The sequence below is a fragment of the Streptomyces sp. H27-H1 genome (assembly GCF_026627445.1).
Taxonomy (GTDB): domain Bacteria; phylum Actinomycetota; class Actinomycetes; order Streptomycetales; family Streptomycetaceae; genus Streptomyces.
Genome location: NZ_JAPNLJ010000025.1, coordinates 53,786 through 76,459, shown reverse-complemented (window position 1 = coordinate 76,459; position 22,674 = coordinate 53,786). Strand labels below are relative to the sequence as shown.

29 protein-coding genes are annotated in these 22,674 nt (G+C 67.3%); 6 read left to right on the top strand and 23 right to left on the bottom strand.

What is annotated here, in order from left to right; translation table 11 throughout:
• Positions 1-85: 85 nt before the first annotated feature.
• The 3 genes from OTB20_RS25420 to OTB20_RS25410 form a co-directional block, all read right to left on the bottom strand.
• On the bottom strand, positions 86-430 hold the full coding sequence (locus OTB20_RS25420; protein ID WP_267759986.1) for a hypothetical protein: 345 nt from the start codon (positions 428-430) through the stop codon (positions 86-88).
• Between the two features lie 32 nt (positions 431-462).
• Positions 463-1,044: a hypothetical protein gene (locus tag OTB20_RS25415; protein WP_267820845.1), complete on the bottom strand. Its 582-nt coding sequence runs from the start codon at positions 1,042-1,044 to the stop codon at positions 463-465.
• A 116-nt stretch (positions 1,045-1,160) separates the two neighbouring features.
• Positions 1,161-1,652: a hypothetical protein gene (locus tag OTB20_RS25410; protein ID WP_267759989.1), complete on the bottom strand. Its 492-nt coding sequence runs from the start codon at positions 1,650-1,652 to the stop codon at positions 1,161-1,163.
• Between the two features lie 959 nt (positions 1,653-2,611).
• Here OTB20_RS25410 and OTB20_RS25405 point away from each other — a divergent pair.
• Entirely contained in the window at positions 2,612-2,860 is a 249-nt protein-coding gene (locus OTB20_RS25405) for a hypothetical protein (protein WP_267758987.1), read from the top strand.
• A 44-nt stretch (positions 2,861-2,904) separates the two neighbouring features.
• On the opposite strand, the gene OTB20_RS25400 is transcribed toward OTB20_RS25405, so the two are convergent.
• The 5 genes from OTB20_RS25400 to OTB20_RS25380 are packed head-to-tail and all read right to left on the bottom strand — an operon-like array spanning position 2,905 to position 4,741.
• Positions 2,905-3,333, bottom strand: a complete 429-nt coding sequence (locus OTB20_RS25400; RefSeq protein ID WP_267758989.1) for a hypothetical protein — start codon at positions 3,331-3,333, stop codon at positions 2,905-2,907.
• On the bottom strand, positions 3,330-3,569 hold the full coding sequence (locus OTB20_RS25395; RefSeq protein WP_267758991.1) for a hypothetical protein: 240 nt from the start codon (positions 3,567-3,569) through the stop codon (positions 3,330-3,332). Before OTB20_RS25395 ends, OTB20_RS25400 begins: the two co-directional genes overlap by 4 nt.
• On the bottom strand, positions 3,566-3,973 hold the full coding sequence (locus OTB20_RS25390) for an HK97 gp10 family phage protein (protein ID WP_267758993.1): 408 nt from the start codon (positions 3,971-3,973) through the stop codon (positions 3,566-3,568). The genes OTB20_RS25395 and OTB20_RS25390 overlap by 4 nt, the downstream gene beginning before the upstream one ends.
• Positions 3,970-4,380: a DUF6093 family protein gene (locus OTB20_RS25385; protein WP_267758995.1), complete on the bottom strand. Its 411-nt coding sequence runs from the start codon at positions 4,378-4,380 to the stop codon at positions 3,970-3,972. Before OTB20_RS25385 ends, OTB20_RS25390 begins: the two co-directional genes overlap by 4 nt.
• Positions 4,373-4,741 carry a hypothetical protein gene (locus OTB20_RS25380; protein WP_267758998.1) on the bottom strand — a complete coding sequence of 123 codons (369 nt, stop codon included), beginning with the start codon at positions 4,739-4,741 and terminating at the stop codon, positions 4,373-4,375. Before OTB20_RS25380 ends, OTB20_RS25385 begins: the two co-directional genes overlap by 8 nt.
• 298 nt (positions 4,742-5,039) lie before the next feature.
• On the opposite strand from OTB20_RS25380, the gene OTB20_RS25375 reads away from it, so the two are divergent.
• Positions 5,040-6,305, top strand: coding sequence for a NucA/NucB deoxyribonuclease domain-containing protein (locus tag OTB20_RS25375; RefSeq protein WP_267759000.1), 1,266 nt, complete (start codon positions 5,040-5,042; stop codon positions 6,303-6,305).
• Between the two features lie 119 nt (positions 6,306-6,424).
• The gene (locus OTB20_RS25370; protein ID WP_267759002.1) at positions 6,425-6,952 is read left to right on the top strand and encodes a hypothetical protein; all 528 of its coding nucleotides are present in this window, start codon (positions 6,425-6,427) and stop codon (positions 6,950-6,952) included.
• Between the two features lie 194 nt (positions 6,953-7,146).
• On the opposite strand, the gene OTB20_RS25365 is transcribed toward OTB20_RS25370, so the two are convergent.
• The 15 genes from OTB20_RS25365 to OTB20_RS25295 form a co-directional block, all read right to left on the bottom strand.
• Positions 7,147-7,467: a hypothetical protein gene (locus OTB20_RS25365; protein ID WP_267759004.1), complete on the bottom strand. Its 321-nt coding sequence runs from the start codon at positions 7,465-7,467 to the stop codon at positions 7,147-7,149.
• 62 nt (positions 7,468-7,529) lie between these two features.
• Positions 7,530-7,733 (bottom strand): hypothetical protein, encoded by a 204-nt coding sequence (locus tag OTB20_RS25360; RefSeq protein WP_267759006.1) that lies wholly within the window; start codon positions 7,731-7,733, stop codon positions 7,530-7,532.
• Positions 7,730-8,779, bottom strand: a complete 1,050-nt coding sequence (locus OTB20_RS25355) for a major capsid protein (RefSeq protein WP_267820844.1) — start codon at positions 8,777-8,779, stop codon at positions 7,730-7,732. The genes OTB20_RS25360 and OTB20_RS25355 overlap by 4 nt, the downstream gene beginning before the upstream one ends.
• Positions 8,779-9,177: a head decoration protein gene (locus OTB20_RS25350; RefSeq protein ID WP_267759009.1), complete on the bottom strand. Its 399-nt coding sequence runs from the start codon at positions 9,175-9,177 to the stop codon at positions 8,779-8,781. Before OTB20_RS25350 ends, OTB20_RS25355 begins: the two co-directional genes overlap by 1 nt.
• 138 nt (positions 9,178-9,315) lie before the next feature.
• Entirely contained in the window at positions 9,316-9,987 is a 672-nt protein-coding gene (locus tag OTB20_RS25345) for a hypothetical protein (protein ID WP_267759011.1), read from the bottom strand.
• 624 nt (positions 9,988-10,611) lie between these two features.
• Positions 10,612-12,381: a hypothetical protein gene (locus OTB20_RS25340; protein WP_267759013.1), complete on the bottom strand. Its 1,770-nt coding sequence runs from the start codon at positions 12,379-12,381 to the stop codon at positions 10,612-10,614.
• Between the two features lie 309 nt (positions 12,382-12,690).
• On the bottom strand, positions 12,691-13,578 hold the full coding sequence (locus OTB20_RS25335) for a hypothetical protein (RefSeq protein WP_267759015.1): 888 nt from the start codon (positions 13,576-13,578) through the stop codon (positions 12,691-12,693).
• 592 nt (positions 13,579-14,170) lie between these two features.
• Complete coding sequence (locus OTB20_RS25330) at positions 14,171-15,583, bottom strand: terminase large subunit domain-containing protein (RefSeq protein ID WP_267759017.1); 1,413 nt, start codon at positions 15,581-15,583, stop codon at positions 14,171-14,173.
• A 112-nt stretch (positions 15,584-15,695) separates the two neighbouring features.
• On the bottom strand, positions 15,696-16,244 hold the full coding sequence (locus OTB20_RS25325; RefSeq protein ID WP_267759019.1) for a hypothetical protein: 549 nt from the start codon (positions 16,242-16,244) through the stop codon (positions 15,696-15,698).
• A gap of 126 nt (positions 16,245-16,370) precedes the next feature.
• Positions 16,371-16,586: a hypothetical protein gene (locus OTB20_RS25320; RefSeq protein WP_267759021.1), complete on the bottom strand. Its 216-nt coding sequence runs from the start codon at positions 16,584-16,586 to the stop codon at positions 16,371-16,373.
• Positions 16,587-16,891: 305 nt separating this feature from the next.
• On the bottom strand, positions 16,892-17,419 hold the full coding sequence (locus tag OTB20_RS25315; RefSeq protein WP_267759023.1) for a hypothetical protein: 528 nt from the start codon (positions 17,417-17,419) through the stop codon (positions 16,892-16,894).
• A 15-nt stretch (positions 17,420-17,434) separates the two neighbouring features.
• Positions 17,435-18,862 carry a ParB N-terminal domain-containing protein gene (locus OTB20_RS25310; protein WP_267759025.1) on the bottom strand — a complete coding sequence of 476 codons (1,428 nt, stop codon included), beginning with the start codon at positions 18,860-18,862 and terminating at the stop codon, positions 17,435-17,437.
• Positions 18,859-19,527: a ParB/RepB/Spo0J family partition protein gene (locus OTB20_RS25305; RefSeq protein WP_267759027.1), complete on the bottom strand. Its 669-nt coding sequence runs from the start codon at positions 19,525-19,527 to the stop codon at positions 18,859-18,861. Before OTB20_RS25305 ends, OTB20_RS25310 begins: the two co-directional genes overlap by 4 nt.
• A gap of 74 nt (positions 19,528-19,601) precedes the next feature.
• The gene (locus OTB20_RS25300) at positions 19,602-19,880 is read right to left on the bottom strand and encodes a hypothetical protein (RefSeq protein WP_267759029.1); all 279 of its coding nucleotides are present in this window, start codon (positions 19,878-19,880) and stop codon (positions 19,602-19,604) included.
• A 23-nt stretch (positions 19,881-19,903) separates the two neighbouring features.
• Positions 19,904-20,419, bottom strand: a complete 516-nt coding sequence (locus OTB20_RS25295) for a 2'-5' RNA ligase family protein (RefSeq protein ID WP_267759031.1) — start codon at positions 20,417-20,419, stop codon at positions 19,904-19,906.
• A gap of 509 nt (positions 20,420-20,928) precedes the next feature.
• On the opposite strand from OTB20_RS25295, the gene OTB20_RS25290 reads away from it, so the two are divergent.
• From OTB20_RS25290 to OTB20_RS25280, 3 genes are all read left to right on the top strand, one after another.
• On the top strand, positions 20,929-21,249 hold the full coding sequence (locus tag OTB20_RS25290) for a hypothetical protein (RefSeq protein ID WP_267759033.1): 321 nt from the start codon (positions 20,929-20,931) through the stop codon (positions 21,247-21,249).
• Between the two features lie 143 nt (positions 21,250-21,392).
• A complete protein-coding gene (locus OTB20_RS25285; RefSeq protein ID WP_267759034.1) occupies positions 21,393-22,247 on the top strand; it encodes a thermonuclease family protein in 855 nt (284 codons plus the stop codon).
• A gap of 17 nt (positions 22,248-22,264) precedes the next feature.
• Positions 22,265-22,663, top strand: a complete 399-nt coding sequence (locus tag OTB20_RS25280) for a sugar dehydrogenase complex small subunit (protein ID WP_267759036.1) — start codon at positions 22,265-22,267, stop codon at positions 22,661-22,663.
• Positions 22,664-22,674 lie beyond the last annotated feature (11 nt).

Sequence of the window (22,674 nt, the reverse complement as noted above, 5' to 3'; positions counted from 1 at the left end):
TGCCCTTACTCCCCGCGCGCCTACCTCGTGCGCCCCACCGCCCCCAAGCGGTGCGTGCGGGCCGCTAACGGCCCGCACGTCCAACTCAGTCCACCGTAGTGCTCCCCGCCGCACGGTCCCCGGCCTGCGCTTCGACAGCAGCACGGGAGATCAACCCGATCCGTACGCCGTACCCGTCCGGCCCGTCCGGTACCTGCTGCTGTTCCGTGGCGATCAGCTCACAGCCCACGCACCGGACCGTCGTGCTTACGTAGGCGTGCCGGTCTCCGCCCGCTTCCTCATCCCACTCCGCGCCCCGCGTGCCGCACTGCTCGCACACGCTCCGCCGGTACGCCTCGTAGGCGAGCGCCTTCGCCCGGTCGCTCTCCGACCAGCGGCCATCCCCGGCACCGAGGAAGAAGGAGTGCGAGATCCGGTACCGGTCGCACACCTCCAGCTCGGCCCGGAGCTGACCGTCAGCGATCAGCCTTTTCCCAGCTCCGTGACCGTCGACCGGTTGATCTGCTGCGCCTGCCAGGCCGCAGCGAAGAGGGCGTTAGCCTCCGCGATCGGCCAGCTGTCCAGGAGGCCCTGCGCGTCCTCCACGGTCAGGCCCTCCACCACCTGGCCGTCCTCGTCACGCTCGATGTGCGCAGCGGCCACCAGCGCCGGCGGGAAGCTCTCGGGGTTCCAGGCATCCCCGCTCTCCGCCTGGTCCTCCGTCGGAGGGTTCTGCCGGATCAGCCCGTCGAGGACCGGACGCGGCAGCGCCCTGAACACGAGACGATCCGACACCTCGTCGAAAGCGGCCTGCGCCGCGACCAGCTCGGCCTGCGCCGCCTCAAGTTCGGTCTGCTCACCGCCCGTCTCCGCATCAGCCATGCGCAGACGGGCCAGATTCAGCTTCGCCTGGTCGAGACGCTTCTGCGTGGCCGCGTCGTCGCACAACTGGAGGACCTGCTCCGGGAGCTGTCGGGCACGGAGACGAGCGAGCTTGCTGGCCCAGTGGGCATCACGGGCAACAGCAGGCTCGGGCGGGACAGGGGGCGTGGTGGTGCCGGACATCAGGGGAGTCTCCAAGGTGAGGGGGAGGTGCCCGGCCGGGCCTGCGTCGTGCGCACGCCAACAAGGGATGGGCGCAGGGACGCGGCAGGGTCGGCCGGGAGTTCGGGGAAGAGGAGCTACGGCGTCTTCGGGGTGGCAGGCGGCACGGGCGCGTCCTGGAGCGGCTTCTCCGTGATCGAGAACGCGACCGTGAACTTGGCGGCCTCGTTGTCGACGGAGTACTGCGGGGACCGGGAGCCGATCCGCACCGGGAAGACATCCATGGACCGGCTCGCGGGGATGTCGCCCTTGCGGAGGATCACCACCCAGCCGGTGGAGTCCTTCGTCAGGAGCTGCTCAATCTCGTCGGCGACCTTGTCCTCGTAGAACCCGAGGGACGAGTCATCCGCCTGATCAGTGCCGGGGATCTTCGACTCGAACGTCGAGCCCAGGTCCGGGGTCTCGATCGCCTGGTTCGACAGCGACCAGCCGTCGATCGCCGCGATGGCGCCCGTCAGGTCGGTGCCGGCGGTCAGCTCCGCCCGAGTAGGTAGGTTGCCAGTGTCTTTGACGGCCTTAAGCCACAGGATGCGCGTGATGCCGCGCCGCGAATACTTCTGGATCTGCAAGGGTCTGCTGTCCGATTCCGGGACGGCAGCCGCACATTAGGGAGGCCCCGTCCCTCGACGATGTCGGGGAACCGGCCCACCCGTTCATCGGGTTGGGCGTCCGCGAGTGGCCTCCGCGGTAAGGGTGAGACCTGCCGGGGGTCACCGGCTGGCCGTATCTGATCAGCCTACCGGTGTCCGAAAGATGCTCGGATCCGATCCGAGTTGATGGAGCTGGACCGCTAGAATCGCCTTGTGACCGATCACGGCCCTCACGCCGACCAGGGAGTGCCCATCAGGGCCGCTGAGGGCTGTGCTGCTCCGCTCCGGCTTCAGCCGGATTGGGCAGACGCACAACAGCCACCCGTCGTCAGGGCCGCCCTCTGGCTCTCCACGCAACCGGTGCTCGTGGTCAGCGGCCCACCCGGCACAGGTCGGCGCACCAATGCCCTTCGGCTGCTGGCTGCAACGGAACGCAGTAGTGGTGCGGTTGCGGCAGAGCTGACTGACCGCCGGCTTCGTGATCTTCGAGGGCGGGGTTGGACCATTCGTGGTCCGCAGAGCCCGGCAGCCACCGCAACCTCAAGTCGTGCGCTGGACAGTCAGGGCCTAGCGGGCAGCCTGGCACTGCACGAGCATCTACATCAGCACGGATTCGGCGTCGGCCAGGGGCAGCTGGTTCGCACCCTGCGACAGCTGTCGAACGCCGAACTCGCCCGGCTGGGCCGCCGGCTGGCCCGCCTAGGCCGACAGATCCAACGAGCCCTGGACCGGCTTCTGGGGATCGACAACTACGAGTTCGTCTCGCACGCGCCTCCTCACGACAAGTCGCCATGCGGCTTGCTCAGGATGGCTTCTCCCGAGGTTCCGCGCGGGCCGCAACCCGCTCTCCACATCGATGCCCCCACATACCCCTGGGCGCTCGCTGCCTGATCTCCAGATCGGGCGCCGCCGCGCCCGATCCTCGACATGGAGACGCAGTGCAGACCATCACCATGACCCTGTCCGTGGTCACGGAGAACCGCCTTGGAACGACCCTGATCGGGATTGGCGCGCTCATCGTCGGCCCGCCCGTCATGAAGCGTCTGACCGGGCTCATCTGCGAGTTCTGGGGGCCCCGGATCACTCGACTCCGCCGGTTGATCGCCGAGCGGGTCGCCCCGGACGAGACGCCGGCCGCCGCCGAGGAGGTGGACGAGGAGATCGTCCGCCTCCACGACCGGTCCTGACCCACAGGATGCTGGCGGCCCTCCGAACCTGGGGCCTGCCAGCATCATGTCGATGCCGACGTGGCGAGCTTGTACCGCTGGACGTACGTCACGACGTCTCCGCCAGCTGGGTCGGCGCCTTCGTCCACGAGCAGCTCCCGAGCCCACACGTTCAGGCCTGGGGCGGCGACCGGTTGCTCCCAGTCGCCCGCCGGCGTGCGCTGGAGGAAGGCGCGACGTACCCGGTCGGCCAGCCATTCGGCCTGATCGGTGCGGACGCCGACGATCGTCACCTGAAAGGCGGGGTACGCGTCCTCGGAGGCATCAGTGAACGGCGAGCCGTCCACCAGGCCGCCCAGGGGGTAGAGCACGCTGTACGGCAGCGGCGCCGGTCGGCCGTCCACCAGCGGGAGCCCCCCGACCCCGCAGGGCCTGCCGGTTGCCGTGCTCAGCATGGTGCGCACGGCGGCCGTGAGCGGAGCCCTGTCGATCACTCGGAGCCTCCCGTGAAGTGGGAGGCTGCGGGCCCCTCGATGGACAGCACGCCGTACCGGCACATGCCGAGCCCGTCCCATTCCGTGACGCCGGGCGTCGTGATGATCGAGAGGGTGCGTTCGCCGTCCGCGTCCAGGAGCTCGGCGACGACCACGGCCCGGGACAGCATGCCGCGTTCGTGCCCACCCAGGACGTCGGTCAGGGCCTCCTCGATGTCAGCGGCGAGATCGGTCACAGGGCACGCTCCACCGCAGTACCGAGGATCCGAGCGACGACCGGCCCGGAGGCCTCTACGGCGGGCCCGACGTGAGAGAACGGGGGCTGCGCGTACCGGCGGCCGAGGCTGTCCGTCCCGACGAACCCGTACTCCAGCCTCCGGGCCTGCGGCGCGTTCGAGCCGATCTGCGCGACGAACACCGGCCCTGCTGCTGTGACCTCGGACTGCCACGAAGCCCGGTACTTGCCGGTGATCACCCGCGGGCCCGGCCGGCCGGACGCCCGCTGCCGGATCGATGCCACCAGCAGAGCCGCGCTGACCCGGGCCGCAGCCTCCGACTCCGAGCGCAGGGTGAGCCCTTTCTGATCGAAGAGGGCTGCGAGCGCCGCCGGATGGTTGAACGATCCCTTCCCCCGGCTCACTGGGCACCCCGGTCACGCTGCTCCAGCCACACGGTCCGCAGAACCGGGAACGACGACACCTCGCCCAGCGTGGTCACCTCGTACGTACGACCCTCGGCCTGCCGGTCACGGGCCACAACCACCAACACCACATCGTGGTCCTCCAGCTCCGGCGCCGACAGTGGCAGCAGCAGCTTGTACCCGGCCCGGATCTCCTTCACCCACGCCCCGTCCCGGCCCCGACTGCGGATCTTCTCCTGCTGCGGATACAGCCCGGCGTTCCCGTCGTAGACCACCAGCGGCGGCCCGTCGATCAGCTGGCCGGTCTTCGGGTCGAGGACCTGCTCACCGACATCACGCGTCACCTTCACCGTGTCCGGCATCAGATGCCGCTCCGCGAAGCGCGCAATCCCAGTTTGATCAAGCACGATGGGCCCACTCCCTCAGCTGCGCCAGCACTCCGCGGGTCAGCTCACCAGGCCGGCCATCAAGGTCATCGCGATTCAGCACGGCCTCGTCGAGCTTCTGCGAGTCCACGGCATTGAGGAAGCCGATCACGACATGCCTCAGATCGGACGGCTCGGCCATCACCTCCGCCAGCCCGTCGAAGGCCATCCCCTCCCAGCCCGGAGTCAGATACAGCGTGACCTCGGGACCTTCGTCCACGGTCTGCGTGATCCGGTAGGCCTCCACAGTCGAGGCCACGTCATGCCCGTCGATCTCGATCACGGCGGGCTCGCCCGGAGAGGCAGAAATTCGGACACGTTGCGCCTGATCCACATCGCTCATATTCAGCACAGTAAGTGCGCAGACGTCAGGGTCGCGAGCGACGAAAGAGGTAGGGACCGGCAGCCCACTGAGTGGCGTCCTACGCTGCCCAGACACGTGAACGTGATCATGAATCGGAATGGCGAGCTACCTGTAAGTGATCACCGCCCACGCAGCTTGAGGTGACGTATTCGCGCTGGTGAACCGCCATGCCGAAACAGCTCCCTCAGCATCTCGGCAGGCGAAATTCTCGCACGCCAGTTGGAAACCTGGAGTTAGGGTCGGCGCTCCGAACAAGCAATGAACGTGGAGGAACTCTGTGAAGCAACACGGCGCAAGGCGCATCGCGTTACGCCTTGCAACCGCTGCCATCGTGCTCCTGGTCGGCTCAACGAGTGTGGCGTCAGCACAAACGCCAGAAGCAAACGAGCGCCCCGCAACGGCAGGCACGGCGCGCCCCGTACCAGAGCCGGTAAGTCTGGGTAACGAGCCCGTCGGCAAGCCAGAGGCCCAGCCTCTGGCGGCTCCCGACGGCGCGAAGTGCTCAGAGCCGAACGCAAGCGGTGCCAGCACCTGCATCGAGGTGAAGCCGGGCACTCCGGTACCTGCGAGTGCGCTCAACCGCGGCCCCACGGCTCTGTCGGCGATCACACCCCCGCAGTGGTGCGACAAGGCCAAGAATCGCGTGTATGGCACGCGCACTCAGGCGTGCATATGGACAACCGTCACATACACCACCCAGCGCATCGTCAACGGCCAGAGGACGACCACGGGTCAGGCCAACTTGATCGTCATGCAGTACAACTACACATCCACCGGTCTCGGCAGGTACGCCCACCAGATCGAAACGTCCATGTACAGCGGTTGGGGAGACGCCCCGAAGGCCGCGATCGATGGCCAGGCCACCCTGACTGGTTCCTGCAGCCGCGAGAGCGCAACTTTCCCGAGGAAGAAGCTTTCTCCTGCCAACTCGTGGCAGCAAGGCGAGTCGTTCTGGGACACCACCGCCACGGCTTCAGGCGCCATCGGCAAGTGCCGAACCACCTGGTACCTCACCTTCACCAACGCTCCCTATAGCGCCGCCGTCACCAGCGTCTCCATGAACGAGGTCCGGTGCGACAACGCAACAGCCGGGCGCCCCGGCGCCGGCTGCGTGGTGCCCTGGTATGCCTCCGAGCTGGTATACCTGCGCGCCAACACCCCTGCACTCGCAGCCCATGTCACCAAGGCCCAAGCTTCCGGACTCCCCGGAGCGACCTTCGCCAACCCGCTCACCCGGACGGAGAACGCCACGATCATCGCCAGCAACCGGACAAAGGCCTGCGGCCGTGCCCCGAGCATCCCGGGAAAGTCATGCGATGAATACCCCATCGCGACTTCTCACCAGGGCCTCAATGTCGGAGGTACCCGCCGCACCCAGACCGGCTGTGGCTTCACAGGCGTCCCCACGGGCACAGGTCCGAGCGGGGTCAGCGTCTGCATGATCGCCGTGGCCGACAACAACTCACAGGGCGGAACGAACACCCAGTTCTTCCGCCGCGAGCGGGTCCTGGAGAACGACCCCTTCCGCGTCGCAGTCAGGTAAGGACACCAGCCCGCACGAGGCTGCGGCGGCGCGACGCCGCAGCCCCACTGGCAGACGAGTCCTCAAGTACCGTGCTCCACATCGGTATCCGAGTGCCGCCGCGGAGCGAGGAGTAACACATGACCGTCTCAGCCCGGATCTTCGTCAACGAAGGCACCTTCGGCATTCTCGACGCCGGTGAAGTACCCATCGAAACAGCTGACTGGTCCCAAAGCCTGCTAGTGCCCATGGCGCAAGGGGCCATTGTCCTGACCGGCATCAACACGGGACACGTCACCGTCCAAGTAGACGCGATCCCCCAGCAAGGTGACGTCGACAACGGCGGCTGGGAAGAAAACGCCCGCGCTCGCCTTTGGGCACCGACGGGCGGCCTTCGCGTCGAATCGCTCGTCCACGGAGCCCACGAAAGCCTTTCGCTCCTGAGTGAGGCAGGACCTGGCTGGTACGAGGTTGAGATCAAAGCACGCGGTCGCCATTTCGAACCCGATGGCACGAACCTCGAATCAGCCGAGGCCTACCTGATCTCCGCGTGGCCGTCATCCGACACGCTACCGCCGTCCAACACCGCATCACCCTCCCTGCAAGCAGACGACACAGAGGCGGACGACCAGCAACAACGTCTGCTCCGCGGAGGAGCAGCGATGTAGACCGTCCCGTTCGCTGCCGTAGCGTGAGCCACGTCCATTAATCAAAGCTGGCTGCTGTGCTTATCGGACCCGAGTGTCCCGCCCCTCTTCGGGGGCGGGACACCGCCGTTTTCACCCCGGAGGGCCGTGGACGCCCTGTCCGTTTCCTCTTCTGCCCGTTACGCCGTCCCGGCGGACCGGACCGCCGTGGTCCGTCAGCGACGGGGGCGCGCGACGAGCGGGACGCTCAGGATCATTTCCGGCGCCCCCACAGGTCCGTCGTCGGGTGCGGTCTGTGAGCTGAGCTGGCCAAGGCGCCGCTCCAGTGCGGCCACGTTCGAGGCGTGATCGATGGTCGCGACGCCGTTCACGGTTACCCGCAGAGGCTCAGCGAGCAGCGTGGCGATCCGCTCGTGAAGCATCTCGTCGGCAACGGCACGCGCTGATCCGAGTCGCTCGTACCGTTGGGCCAGATCGACCGGATCTGCGTCGGGGCCGAGCTGGGCCGCCAGCCAGTGAAGGACATCGGTGTGCACGAAGCTCCTGTTCGGTACGTAGGAGGCGGGGAGGAGCGGTGTGCTCCTCCCCGCCGGGGCGGTCAGGCTGAGGGCGTGCCCTTACGGGCGGGCTTCGCCTTCGGTGGCTCGTCGTTCTCCCAACAGTTGGGGTTGGTGATCTGCTCGGCGATCTCCGGGTCCGTGACCTCCGTGCCGGCGGTCAGCACGAGCGGTACGCGCTGCATCGGGTCAACGACGTGCACGGTCGCGGTCAGGACCCCGAGGGCATGGACGGCCGCGCTCACAGGACAGTCGCAGTGATGTGGCAGTCCGGGGCGGCCAGCACCGGCATGGCGACGGCAGCGCCCTTCGTCCAGATCTGCACGGGGTCGTCCTGAGCACCGCGGGTGATGATGATGCCCGGGGCCTCCTCCCGTTCGATCTGCGCGCCAGTGCCGCGGGACAGGGCCAGGGACTCGGCGGTGGTGCCGTACTGGGTCTGTCCCCACTTGGCGCGATCCGGCGGAAGCAGAATCCACTTGTCCTCGGGCAGTACGCGCTTAGACACGTCGTCCTGCCAGACCTGCGCCTTGTAGAGGGTGATCGGCGGCAGCCCGTACGTACCGCGCACGCTGTTGACCTGCTCGGGGGTCAGGACCGACGTGGGCGTCTGGGCGCCGGTCGGGGTGCCGTGGTAGGCGGCCCGATAGGAGCCGTTCCCCGCGAGGTGCGACCACGCCCTTCGGGAGGTGAGGACCATCTCCGGGGCCGGGGCGCCGATCGAGTCCAGGTAGTCGATCCAGCGCAGCTCGTCCGCGAGCGGGTCGGAGGTCGGATCGGACCACGGCTTCGGGGCGGTCGGCATGTTCGCCGCCGGGACGCCATAGTCGACTTCGACGGTCAGCCCGTTCTCGCCGGCGAGGGAGAACTTGCCGTCGAGGAGCACGTCACCGGCGGCCAGCTCCAGGCGCGAGCGGATCGCTTCGACGTGCCGTTCGACGTCGTCATAGAGCAGCTCAACAAGCCGGTCCTCGTCGGCGCCGCGCGCAGCGTCGAGCAGGAGCTGTTCCATCTCGCCCACCAGGAGCTTCTGGCCGAGCGCGGGCAGGGTGCCCTCGGTCTGCGTGGCCTCGGCCTGGCGCTTCGCGAAGGGGACGCTCGTGTCGTACGCACGGTAGGAGGCAGTGTTGACGCGCCGCTTCGAGTTCCGGATCCGCCACTTCACGTCCTGGACCTGCGTCTCCGTGAACACGGTCTGCGTCAGGAGGAAGTCACCCGGGTTGGGGATCGAGCGTGCGTACACGGTGAGGTCCGCGACGGACACGCCCTTGAGGAGGTCGGAGATGCTCATCAGCTCACCGCCAGGAAGCGGATCTGCGCGCCCGCCGGGTTCGCGGCGATCTTCGACGGATCGATGCCGCCGGGGATCTTCGCCGTCTTCACCGTGCCGTGCCAGAACAGCGCAGCCGGGACCTTCACGGTGCCCGGGGTGAACGCGGCCTCCGCGTAGACGAGGCCGGCGAGGACCTGGCGGCCGTCGGTGGCCGCCGGGTCGTAGGCGCCGTACAGGCCGGAGGCGGTGATCCGGCCGACGGGCACACCGGAGCGCACGAAGCCGTGTGGGGCGGTCGCGGTCGGCTCGGAGTAGTGGGTGCTCTTGGTGAGCTTGGCCAGGTCGATGGTGATCGTCTCGGTGGAGTCGGTGCCGTGGCGGGAGGCGAGCCAGTCCCGGTCAGCGGTCACGGTCACAGAGGTCGTGTACGGCTGTATCAAGCCGCTGTCTCCTGTAGTGCTGGAGGCGACACGCACTCACCGGAGTTGGTGGAGCGGTCCACGAGGAGAGAGCGGGGCGTGGTCCCCGCGGCGTGCAGCTGGCGATGCGTGCGGCTAGGTGGCCGGGGGAAGGATGCCGCGCCGCCGTGCCATCGCGAGTCCGGCAGAACCGGGCTTGCTGGTCTGGTTGCCCGGGCGGGGCGGAGGGACGGACGCGGGTGCTCCGCCGGGCGCCGGCGGGATCGCTCCGGGGGTCTTCGGGACCGTGGTGAACAGTTCGGGGCGCCGGTCGCGGAGATCGCTTGCGGCCTGGGCCACGGTGGTGTCGTCCGCGTCGTCCGGGACGCGGAGCAGGGCCACGGCGTCGTTGAGGTCCTCGCCTGTCGCACCGAGTCCCGCGAGGGCGGCACGACGTGCGGCGTCCCGCTCACGGCTGCTCGCCGCCGCTTCACGCTGGACGGTTGCGGCCTCGCGGGCGTCGAGCTCCTGCTCACGACGCTGGGCTTCGGTGAGCTGCGCCTGTTCAGCCTCGCGCTGCGTGGTGACGAACTGCTCCAGCTCGCTGGCCGAGGTGAAGCCCAGCTTCTCGACGAGTGCGCGGGCCCCGGAACGCTGCCCCTGGTCCTTCTCGCGGGCCATCAGCTGCTGAAGCTGCTGCTGGTCGAAAGAGACCCTCACTGGAGCGTTGGACGGATCTTCGGACGAGGCGCCCAGGATCGGGAAGATGGGGCGGCCGTCGCGGCGGTAGCCGAGGACGGCACCGGGAGTGGGCAGGGTGCGGGACATCAGGACGTGCAGCTCCTCGACGTCCCCGCGCCGTCACCGAGTCTACGTAAGCCAGCGTGACGCCCCTCGGCCTTCCGATCCCCTCACCTGGCATGATCAACACGACTATCCAGGTGGGGGCATCTTGGAAGAGATTGACGGCGTATCGCTGGAGAAAGCGACGGCGGTTGACTGGCGGCCGAAGAAGACACGGTTGGCTGCCGGTGCGGTAGCTGTCCTCATGGTGGGTGGCGGCCTGTGGCTGTGGCAGCCGTGGGTGGACCGCACACCGTTCACCGCGTATACGGCCGCCCTCCAAGAGGCCGAGTACACAGTCCCCGGGTCCTCACCCGGGTCCCTGCGTACGGGCGGCTGCATCCCAGGAGGAGCGTGTCATCTACGACGAGGACGGTAGGCGGCTTGCCGCCGGGCGGGACCCGAAGGAAGGCCAAGTACTGGGGCCTGAGTTCGGTGAATTCGCAGGCGACTGCCTGTTCATCTCCCACATCGACAACGTCCCCGGCGGGAAGGGCACCTATCTGACGCAGTGGGGCGGAGGCGCCAGGCAGGAGGTCTCTGAAGAGGACATGCGCGAGTCGGCAGAGGCCCAGAGGGAGCGGTTCAAGACGAAGCGGAAGTCGGACTTCAAGCTCCCTCCGGAGAGGTAGCGTCTTCCTCCTCACCCGGTTCGGCGGAACGGATCCCGGCCGGTGCTGTCTCCACTCGCCTCACTGTGATCCGTTGTACCTCTTCACGGGCGTCCTCGATCGGGTAGCCGGCATCCTGCAACATCCGTACGCCGGTCTCCAGACTCAGGACATCGGCTCCGACACCGCGCACCACTTCGTCCAGGACGGCACTGCGGTCCGTAGGCGTGTGCGGCCCGAAGGCCAGTCGTACCGGAAGGTTTTCACCCGCGGGCCAGCCTTCCGCCTGCCCGGCCTGGTGGAGCCGCTGCACCATCTTGAACAGCAGCCCGTACTTGTGCGCGCGGGCCAGGCGCATGGAGTCGACGAGGGAGTCCAGCGGGCCCAGGGACAGCTGGAGGGCATACCCGCTGGGGACGTCAGAAGGGTTAACGGTGCCCAGGCTCACCGCGGGGAGACGGGCGTTGACGGCTGCCCTCTCCCGGATTTCCTCCACGCGGGCGCGGAGCTCTGCCAGCTGCCCGGAGGTGTCCAGGACGTCCATGCGCCCGCCGTCGGCCAGCTGGAAGATGGTGCCCGGCTCGACCGACAGCGGCTTGGGCCTGCCGGTGACGCGGTCCACCTCGGCGCGGGCGCCGGCCAGGCCGATGATCGGGGCACCGGTCGTAGCCGAGGCGCGCGCCGAGTCGGTGTCCGTCTCCGCGAGCTCGTCCAGCACCTGCATGACGGGGGCCAGCGACGACTGCCCGAAGTGCTCGCCATCGGCCACGGAGTTGCTGATATGGATGATCGGCAGGAAGTCCAGGCGCAGGTCGAGGCGGTGCAGGACCTCCCCGTCCGAACGGGTCCGGAACCGGGCCTTGTCCGTGGGCAGGTCATCGAGGCTCTGGCCGTGGCGCAGGTCATCGAGGGCCCACTCCGCGTCCGTGAGATAGCAGGTCGTGCTGGAGGGCCGGTCCGCCCACGGGTAGGTCCGCTCGATAACCCCGCCGTCCGCGAGGAGCACGTCGCCGGTCTCCAGCAGCCACCCGCCAGTGCCATCAGCCACCAGGTCCCGGCCTGTACGTCCCGCGTCCGGCGTCGTGCTGCGCGTCGCCGCTGTGATCGGGCCCAGCTCGTAGGTGATGCGCCGGATCCGCGCTTTGATTCCGCGCTCGGCGTCCTCGGGTATCTCCCAGGCCAGATGGACCCGCCGCGGGTAGTCGCCCGGATCCGCGTCCTCATCCAGCACGGGGAAGTAGAAGCCGGGGTCGAAGGTCCGCAGCCGCACCCTGCCCTTGTCCGGATCCCAGGCCAGCAGGTACACCGCATCGCCGAGCAGCACCGCCTTCCGCTCGGCGGCCTGCATCCGCAGCGGCAGCAGCTCCTTCTCCGCCCAGCCCCGCAACAGCTGCTGTACGGCGGCCGCCGCCTGCGCCTGCGGGTCGAGCTCCTCCGCCCCGGCATGCTCGGCGCCCGCCACAACGATCTGCTGAGACTTGCCCAGCAGGTGCGCGAGCGCGGTGTCCACGAACACGGCGGCGTCACCAAACTCGCGACGCTCGGCGCCCGCGTTGTTGCCAGTGAGGACGGCCAGCTCCCCGGCCTGATTCGCGTCGTACGCGGCAAGAATCTTGTACGCCGCCAGCCGGCGGAGAGCCTCACGAGGAACCCATGTCGCCTGCATCTGGGGCGCAAGAGACCGATGAGGCTGCCCGCCACCGGCCGTCATCATCGGCTTGTAGTTCAGCCACGACCAGGCGTCGGACACGAAAGTGCGCAGGCCCAAGAGAAGATCACCCTCGACAGCCCCGCGCCGCCTTCAGCGTAGGGGAGCGAACCGCGCGCACCCGTTTTCGCTCACCTCGCCCCGAGGCCTGCTGCGCGACGGCGGCCCGGGACGAGGGGCGGTGCGCCGCAGCCGCCGTGTCCGGGTGGCTGGGCCCGACCACTCCACACCACTGCCCTCGTGACGGCTTGCGCCACACCGCCCTCAGTTCGGGCGGCCGCCCCTTTGGCTCTGTTCACCAGAAAGCCTGTAAGGCAGGCTTCCGGTCGGGCGCCTGCCGGAGCATCGGGCGTAGTCAGGCCGCAGCGGTTACACGAGCCGCATTCCGATTGCCCACACCTTGATCAAGTTCTTTGAAAATTCCACGTGATCCTTCATGGAGGCACGCGCACCGTAGCTCGACGGATTCGGTGTTTTTCCCTCATTCATGATCGGTACGAGTTCCCAGAGCATGTTGCCGGGTTCCGAGGGCGGAGTCTCGGCGCCGAGGCCAGTCAGGACATATGTGTTACGCAGCGCCGGCGGCGGGGGTGAAAGTGGGAGAAAGGCCTCGATTGTGACCTGTTGGCCAGCTCCGCTCCAGTCGGTTGTCGACCGGACGTCCACATTGAAAGTCTTTGGGATGGGAGGCATTCCCTGCATGACCGTGATTAGCTTCTTGATGCTGATAGCGAAAGACGTGATGGTGGCTTTTGAAGGTGTAACGTGATCTTTAGATCGGGCTGTCCACTGCTGGGCGAAGTCCGGAAAGGATCCGGTGGCGAGGTTGCCAGGATCATTTGAGTCCATGTTCACGCGGAACCCGCCGCTGATCAGTGTGAAGCCCCTGTCCACAGGAACAGGCGCCCACCAAATGGGATGCGACACCTTAGAGGGGCTTGTCTCCTCCGCGAAATTCAGAAGGTTGAGAATCTCCTGAAATCCCATGCCGCTGATGGACAGTCCGATGGCATAGCAGGTAAGTACATGCTTATCCTCGATCAGGTGATCTTTTGAAGAGGCCAGCCATGCCTTGCGGTCCTCTCGTGGAAAGGATGCGGTGAGCAAAGCACCGGGGCTACCTGATCCGCTTGCCCCACCCCCGATGACGACCATGTCGTCGTCAACTTCGCACTCCACCTCGGTGTGCTTCGATGCGGGCGTTGTTGCGCGGTCACGGAAGACGCTAACGGTCAGAAGCCCTGACGAGTCGTTCATGCTGAAGATTTTCGTAGCCACGAGATACCCTTTCACTGACAGGGAAGGTCACTGCCTCCCAGCCTCCGGCGAGTGAGGCATGGTTCGGCCTACCTATTCCCCATGGTGCGACGCTCTTATATAGGCCAAGTGGGTATTTATGGAGATGATTTGGATTTGACGGCACACTCGCATCAGATCAGAGGCTGTGATCCTGGCAAGTGGCAAGTGGCAAGTGGCAAGTGGCAAGTGGCAAGTGGCACGCGCAGGCGCGGGACGCGCCTCCAGTCTTCGTGGCTGGTCACCCAGCAGGCAGTGAGCCTTTTCCAACCTCACGTTGATGCGTGGTGATGGTGCAGGACGAGGACGGCTTTCACCATCACCACGCATCAACGTGAGGTTGGAACAAGCTTATGAACAAAGCCACCCTTCTGTCCGATCGCAACGAACTCAGTTGCGAGGCGACCTGTCTCAACGAAGACAGTCGCCCCAGGTCAACGACGCGAGAGCGGCGGGTCGCACGGAGGACAACCGTCTCAACGCAGTTGGTCCGCCCTCGCCAGGAGACCGCTGACGACTTGGTTCGTTGAGAACGGTCACCTTCGATGCCCGTTCATCGGCGTCCGGTGAGCCTCCCGTCTTGGTACCCGGACGAAGCGGAGCCGCTGCGCTGCGGGTCGGCGAGCTCGGTCATCGCATGTACAGCGGCGTCCATTCGGTCCGGGGAGTCCATGCCCGCAACCCAGGTCACCATCTGCTGCTCCAGCTGCGGCCACTGCCCGACGTGATGGACGCGGCCCTGCTCGTACAGCTGGGCGATGGGCTCGGCTCTCAACCTCTTGCCGTGCTTCGCCGTGACCGGGAGCACGGCGGGCATCAGCATGTTCTCCGTGCGCTGCTCGCGCTGAAGTTCCTGCCACGCCTGAAGCAGAACCTGCTTCGACATGTCACCGCCGTAGTTGGCCTCCACGACGATCGCGTCCGCCCGAAGCTCGATCGCGAGCAGGCACGCCTCTCGTCCCCAGGCGTCGGCTCCACGGTTCCCGGATCGGTCGTCCAGGAGGTACATGTGGCCCTCGGCGTCGCGGGCCGCCGCGACGATGCCGGTCTCGTCGCCTACAGCGGACTCACCGCCTGCCGGGTCGACCGCCACGACGATTCGGCTGAGGTCGATGCCGCGCAGCTGGGCGGCGCTGATCCGGGTGCCGGTGATCCATGCCCAGTCCCAGACTCCGCCGTCCTGCGGCCGGGGTTGCTGCTGGTAGAGGCTCCACCAGACGCGTTCACCGACCGAGCGGCGGATCTCCGCGAGCGCGGCTTCGTTGTACCGCTCCGGCCAGAGCGGGCCGCCGACCCGGCGCCCGAGGGCGTCGTCTTCGGACAGGGCGAGCGCGGGCAGGTCGATGACGGTCCAGCGGCTGCCCTCGTCGGCGAGGACGCGTCCGGCGAGGTCGTCCTCGTCCCAGCGGGTCTGGATGAGGATGACGGAGCCGCCCGGCTCGATACGGGTCAGGAGGACGGCCTGCCACCACTCCCACAACCGGCGGCGCATGGTGGGGGAGGAGGCCTCCGCGGCATCCTTGATCGGGTCGTCCACCACCGCCAGGTGGGCGCCCTTACCGGTCAGGCCACCGCCGACGCCAGCCATGACGGCGCCGCCCTCGGTCCCCAGCAGGTCGAAGCGGTTCGCCGCCGAGGAGCCCGGCCGCAGCGAGATGCCGATCTGCGGCCCGTAGGTGAGGATCGCGTCGCGGATCCACCGGCCGTGGTCGTCGGCCAGGTCGGAGGAGTAGGAGGCGATCATCACCCGGTGCTCCGGGCGCCGCCGCAGGTACCACAGCGGCGCCCACCGGGCGGCCCTTCGGCTCTTGCCGTGCCGGGGCGGCATGGTGAGCAGCAGCTTCGTCGGGACGCCGGCCGCGACCCGCTCGAAGGCAGCGTCGATCAGCCCCAGGTGCGGGGCCTGCATCTCCCGCCCTTCGGTGAGGACGGAAGCCATCGCCCCCGGGGAGCGATCCATCGCCATGTTCCGCTCGATACGAGCGAGCTGGGCACGGAGCTGTGGTGTGGAGGCGGCGGCTATCTCACGGCGGCGCGGCGCGGGAAGCGACCGGTACAGCTGGAGGACCGCAGCCTCATCAGCCCTGGCCACCCTCGCCCGGGTCGCCGGCCAGAGCAATCAGCCGCTGAAGTTCTTCCAGGCCTGTGGCCTCTACCTGCACTGCGCCGCCGTCCGGGCCGGACACTTCGGTGCGGACCGGCCGGTTGAGGCCCAGAAGGTGGCTGCTGCGCTCGATGATTCGCACGGCGCGGTCGACGGCCTGGAGGTCACCGTTGCGGATCGCGGACCGGTAGACGCCGAAGAACAGCCGCTCCAGCCGCTCCACCATCAGCTTGCGCAGCTCGTCCGCGCTGTCGTCCAGTACGGTGCTGCGCTCGGCCAGTGCCTTGGAGACGTCCTTGCACGCGAGCTCGATCAGCCGGGAGTCAGTAGGGGGCTCGTCGCCCCGCTTGTACGTGTCGATGCCGTACCCCTGCGGGTAGGCGACGCCATCGCTGTTGATCGACGGATCGGCGGCGAGCTTCCGCCCGATGGTCAGCCAGTCGACACCAGCGAGCTTCAAATCGATCGCGTCGGCTCGGCGTTGGGTGATTGCAGCACGCACGGCCCGGGTGGGGCGGCCCATGAACACAACTCCTGGGCCCCGCGCCACCCTCCCATGATCCTGTAGCGAAGGGTGCCGCCCGGCGGCGTGGCCCGGCCCGCCCCGCGGCCAGGTGCTTTGGTGGACGCAGGGCCGGGCTGGGGAGGGTTAGCTCTGGGCCAGGGTCCACTTCGTGAGGCGGTCCACGATGTCGAGGAGAGAGCGGCGCGGTCCGTCCGCGATGAAGGCGAACACGAAGAAGGAGGGGATGAGGGCGATCACGACGAACAGGGCCGGGATGATGCGCACGACGATCGTCAGGAAGTCGACGACGGCGCGAAGCGTCTTGGCCTGGGCGAGTACGTCAACAAGGCGGTCGAACAAGGTGTCTCCTCAGTGCGAGTCGGGGCGAGCAACCTGGCTTCCGTCCTGAGGGCATAGATCTCCCTCAGTTCGGGGTTCCGCCGTCTCCGGCAGAACGTCCAAGTCGACAACCGCTCCGCTGACTCGAACTGCGTGAGTCAGCGGCGGAGTAGGTCTCGCCGCACCTGTCCCGCCCTTTCTGGCCTCGAAGGCCCTTCGACCCGTTCCTCACCAGGCATACGCCTGGCGGCCCAGAAATGCTAGCGGGCCGCCAGGCTGCTACACAAGAGGTTGATCAAGCCACTGGCTGAACAATGCTCGTTAGATCACTGGAAGGTGAGTTGTTCAGAGTCGCCCCCCGACTCCTGCCGGTGCGGCTTCTCTGGAGCGTCAGGGGCCTCCCTGTGTTGCCGAAGCCACCAGCCGAATTGCCAATTCCGGCACGTCCTATAGAGCCGCGCCTGCCGCATAGGAGCCTTGGCAGGGATGGAGTGCTCACCCCAGCCGGTAATGGGCCGGGCGTTGGTCAGTCGTACGCCGAGCCCAGGCACTAGCGCGTCCCCCTCCCACGTCTCGCCAGGTGCGTGCTCGAAGGCCAAGTGGGCGTTGCGGCTCCACTGCCAAGGGATGGGCAGTGCGCACAAGTACCAGGCAACCGGCGGCGAATCCGCCGGCAGCAGCAGGGTTTGCTGCTTCAGCCGGCGGTCCACCTTCGGCCGGTCGCACTCGGCGAACGTCTTCAGGCAGTGCTGTGTGAGATCGATCTGACGTATCCCGGCCAGCCACATGATGCCGTACTTGTCGCGCGAATCTATTTCTACGCGAACCCTTTTGGAGTCCGCCCCCGATTCCATTTACTACCCCTCCAATTAACTATTCCTACCCTTGATCAATTCTATCAAAATTTCCACGATTCCTTCATGTTTGTCATGCCGAAAGCCGTTAGGGTAAGGCATGTTGAATTCATTCCGGAAAGCCTCTTCGTATTCCTCGATGGGGAAGGGGCGCGGCTTGCGGCAAACGGCCTTGACCGTCGCCCGCGTGGCGTCACTCAGCTCCACTTCCTCGAAGTAGCGGGACAGGAGCCCACGCAGCGACTCCGGGGTGTGATATCGGATCCGCTGCCACTTCCCGCGTACGAACCGCATGTCCACGTTCTCGCTGTCCAGGAACGCCAGGCGGGTGGAGTCACGGCTGATGGAGTGCCCGGAGTTCTCGTACGCCATCTCGCGCTCCAGGTTCCGGGTGCCGATGCACACCTGCCCGTCGGCTGCGCAGAGCGCGTTCACAGTGAGCAGCACCCAGTGCTGGTATTCGAGGGAGGTGGTCGCGTTGATCACCGAGTCCAGGATGACGACCTCGTACAACCCGCGCTCTCGAAGTTCCCGTTCAATCCCGCGGATCATGGACACGATCCCGCGGACGTCGAGGCTGTATTTGCCCTTGAGCGTCCGGTACGGCTCGTAGTCCTGGACCTGGTAGCCCTGTGCGCGCAGGTGCTTCGCGTAGTCGCCGTGTCCGGCCCCGAAGTCCACGACCCTGTGCGAGGTCGTGAGCCACGGCAGGACCAGCCGCTCCCACACCTCGGACTTGTAGCGGACCTTGTCCGCCTTCGCCTTCGAGGAGTGCTCACGGAGCCGGTTCGGCTGGACGATGTGCTGGTTCCAGACGGGGGCTTGATCCTCCAGCCCGGTCCAGTCGTAGACGCCGTACTCGCCGGTCAGGTCTTCCACGAGCTGGCCGGCGTCGAAGGAGGCGACGGTCCAGGCAAGGATGTCGAACCGCTGTGCCTTCGCGACGGCCGCGTACTCGGCGTTCAGGACGACACGGCCTTGGTCGTCGATGACGACAGACCCCCACGGGCCGTGAGCTGCGGTCATGAAGCCGATGGCCTGCTGGAACGGCAGGTTGCGTGAGGCGATGACCTCGATGCTCTGCCACGGAATCCAGCACCATTGGCCGATCGGCCCGGCCTCCGCGTAGACGACGCTGCTGTCGGTCTCGACCCGGTTGTGTAGGAGGTTGAACTTGATCTCGTCCTGGAGGCGGACCTTCTGGGGAAGGATCATCGCGGGCACGGTGGTCTGCCCGATCGCCTTCAGGCCCTTGGTTCTCTGGTGACCGGCGACCAGAGTCCCGTCCGCGTTGAGGATGACGGGCTTCACCACGCCGTGGCGGCGCAGTGATCCCTGGAGGCGCACGAACGAACTCTCCGAGAGCCGCCGCGGGTTGTAGTCGGCCGGGCGGAGCTTATCCAGTGGGTAGGCGGGATCGAACCGTACGTCGAGGGGGTTCACGCCGTGGCCTCCTCGGAGGCGTGGTGTTCCTCGTTGAGGACGTGCCAGCCGAAGCCGAGGTCGGTGTCCTGCTCGTCCACGTACCGCTTGTAGATCGCGTTGAGGAACTCCACTTCGTCCTGTGTGATCCGTACGCGGGTGGATGACCACTGGAGGTAGCCCCATTGGAGGTAGTCCACCGTGGCGGCGGCCCCCGTGCCGGCGCCGTCGCTCGGCAGCTCGATCGGCGCGGGAAGCGAGGTGTCGTCCAGGAGATCGTCCAGCTGCTCCTGGTCGTAGCCGGTCCCCTCCAGGTCCGGGAGGTTGGTGAGGATGTCCGCGAGGAGGGCGGTGTCGTACCCGGCCAGGTCGCTGGTCCGGTTGTCGACGATGACGATCTTCGCGGCCGTGGCTTCATCCACGTCCAGCCAGGTGACCGCGATCTCGTCCCAGCCGAGTTTCCGGGCGGCCTTCGCCGTGTGGTTGCCCGCGAGGATCTCGTTGGGGCGTCCGGTATGCGTGCCGCGGTTGACGACGATCGGCTTGTACTGCCCGTGGGTGGCCAACGACTCCGCGATGGCGTCGAGATCGCCAGTGCGCGGATTGCGGTGGTACGGCGCCAAGTCGGCGAGCGAGACGGTCAGGTCCGCGAGCGAGGTGGGGATGCGAGGTGAGGCAGTGGACACGAGGGCTCCAGCCCCCGCGCCCTTCTACGAGCGTAGGTGATCCGAGGTGGCGCCTCTGGTCTTGGTGCTGCCGGTCAGGCTGGTGATCCGGTCAGTACCAGGGCGCCCTCATGGGTTCTGCGGGTGCCCTTGAGCGCGAGCTGTGGTGAGGAGTACAGCAGTTGTCCCTTGATGTAGAGGTTGTACTGGTACTCCTTGCTCCACTCCAGCTGTCGCCGCTGCTGAGGATCGGCGTCAGGAAGGGTCAGTTCGACGAACCCGCGACCGTTCTCCGTGATGCCCTGGCACGTGACGGTCCCGGTGATCGTCACCGAGAAGGTCGCGGTGGTGATCGCGACGCTGTCCCCAACCATCGGGCGGGTCCCCGGCCACGGGTTCACAGCGTCACCCCCGCGAGAGGTACTGCGGCGACGGGGTGCCACATGATCTTCGCTCCATCGTGCCACTGCTCCACGAGGTGCAGACGGTCCACGTGGACGGTGCCGGAGAGCGTACGGTTGATTGCCGCCAGCTCGGCCTTGAGGCTGACGGCCTCGATGCTCTCGGCACCCTCGGAGGTGTAGGCGACGGACATGTGCGGGTACCGGCTCGGCGCCGGACGGAAGGAGGCCCCGGTGCGGTCCATGATCCGGGTGATGTCGTCCACGAGCTGCGTGAACGGGCCACCGGGCCATCCGCTCATCTCCACGGCGACGTTTCCGATCGTAGGGCGGTCGAACGTCAGGGTGAAGGGCTGGACCGTCTGCGCGTACTCGGCGGCGTCCTTGAGGAGCGCGCCCAAGTCGACGTCAGCGAGAGCCAGTCCGATGGTGTGCAGGAGCGTGCAGTGCATGCCCTCCGCCCCCACGCCCGTCAGCCCCGGCCGGTCGAATCCGGAGTTGTAGGCCCTCATTTGGAATGTCCCGTTCCGTTGTGGCGACCTGCGGGTTTACGGCATGTCTCATTGGTGGGCCACGGCTTTCAGTCTCACGATCTTGGCCCTTCGGTCCCGGCCGAGGGGGGCCTACGTCGATGCGCCAGTGAGTGGAATCGTCGCAAGGGTTTCCCGCGTGATGGTCTTCTAGGCGTCGCTGACGACGACGTCAACCAGCGCCATGGCATCGAGATGAAGCGGCGCATTACTCGGGCCGGCGTACGCGGCGGTGGATCTGGTGGAAGTGCTCCAGGGTGACCTCGGCCGTGGCGTACGACTCCGTCAGGTGGAGGACCCCGGTCTCGTAAGCGGTGGCGCCGGCCCCGCGCGTGACCTCGAAGGCCCGGGTCGTGGCGGCGCGCAGCGCGGTCAGTGGTTCGTCCGGCCCAAGATCAAAAATTGCCCGCTGCTGTACGGGGCTGGGTTGCCGACCGTGATGGTGAAGGGGCGACGGCCCGCATCTGCCTGGTCAGCTTGGCGATCAAGGCTTGCTGCTCTTCCTCGGGGATCTTGGCGGCCGGCTTCTGGGACAGCTGGTCGAGCGTGATGTGGAACCGGTCCTCGCCGACGGCGTGAGCGGGTCGCCCACGGTCGCGGCGCGGACACCCCGGATGTTTGTCGTCGGCACGGACTGGGTGCGCGATGGCGGGGAGAGTGATCTGGATCGCCCATTCGATCCTTCGATGCCCCTGATATCGGCGCCGTCTATGGCTGCGGCGATCCCGGGCGGTGAGTACTTCGATGACGAGCCCATCCGGCGGATGGTTACAGAAAGTGACACGCCGAAAACAAGTGGAGATTGGCATTGATGGCGCACAGGCATAGCGTGGCCACGTTATGCGCTCCATGTAACGACGCCATCATCTAGGGTGATATTGCGTGGTTGAGTCCACCAGTGCACCCTTCGGCGGGGACATGCGGCGCCCGTACTTTGCACCCCTTGGGGGTTGCTATGCCCATGCTGCTGATCCAGGGCTCGTTCGACATCATCGGGGCCCAGCCGGACGGGGACTCCATCCACTTCACCCCCGACGATCCGAGCGAGTGGAACCTCGTCGGGGGCAGTCATCCGGTGCAGCACAACGGCGTCGGCACCAACCAGCTGCGGCTGGACGCCATCGATGCCCTGGAGACCCACTACAGCCCGCACCGGGACCACCAGCCGCTTCAGTTCGCGCACGCCGCCCGCAACGAGCTTCTCGCCTGGCTCGGCTTCACCGGCGTGCAGCACAACGACGAGACCGTCACCGCCGCCACCCCAGCCCAGGTGCCCGGGTTCATCCTCACCCGGGGAGCCGAACGCTTCGGCCGATGCGTCGCCCTGGTCGGCAAGGGCGCCCCGCCAGCCGCGAGCGGTACCCAGGTCGTCGTGGATGTCCCGCTGCTGAGGACCACAGTCAACCACCACCTGCTCGCGACCGGTCTGGCCTACCCGACGTACTACCGCAACCTGTTCCCCGACCTGCGCGACGAGCTCACCGCCGTCGCGCAGCAGGCCAGGGCCGACGGCAAGGGGCTGTGGCCCCAGGATGTGACCACCACCGGCGCGAAGATCGCCGGCCTGTCCTCGATCACCAACAACGTAGTGATCCTCCCCAAGCTGTTCCGCAGACTCGTCGACTACCTGCACCTGGGCGACCCGTCCCTGGCCGGCTTCCCCGCCTTCCTGGCACAGAAGCAGGACAAGTACTTCATCCTCTCCACCGGCCACCCCACCACCGGCCTGGACTTCATCGTCCAGGTCACCAACGGGCAGACCATCAAGATGACCCACCCCGCCGAAGACCTCGTCTTCGACGAGGGCTGAGCGAGAGAGGCCACACGATGACCGACTCCGCCGACTTCGTCGCACTGTCCGAACTCCTCATCGGTGAGCCGTCGCTAGACACCTCACTTGCCGACGCCTACCGCGGGCGCCTCACCGGCGCCTACCCCGCCGACCTGCCCCGCCTCCTCGACGCCTACCGCGCCGCGGCCACCCAGCCGGACCCCGCCGCTGCCCTGACCGCCGCGCTCAACGCCGACACGGCGCTGGCACGGGTATGCAGGGAGACGATCACCGTCTGGTACACCGCCCAGTTCACCCGCCCCGACGGATCCCAGGACGCGCCGGGCACCCCCGCGCAGTACCGCTCCGGGCTGGTCTGGCAGGTCATCCAGGCCCACCCCATCTCCGCCGCGCCGGTCCCGGGCGGGTACGGCTCCTGGTCCCAGCACCCCTGACCGAGACGAGG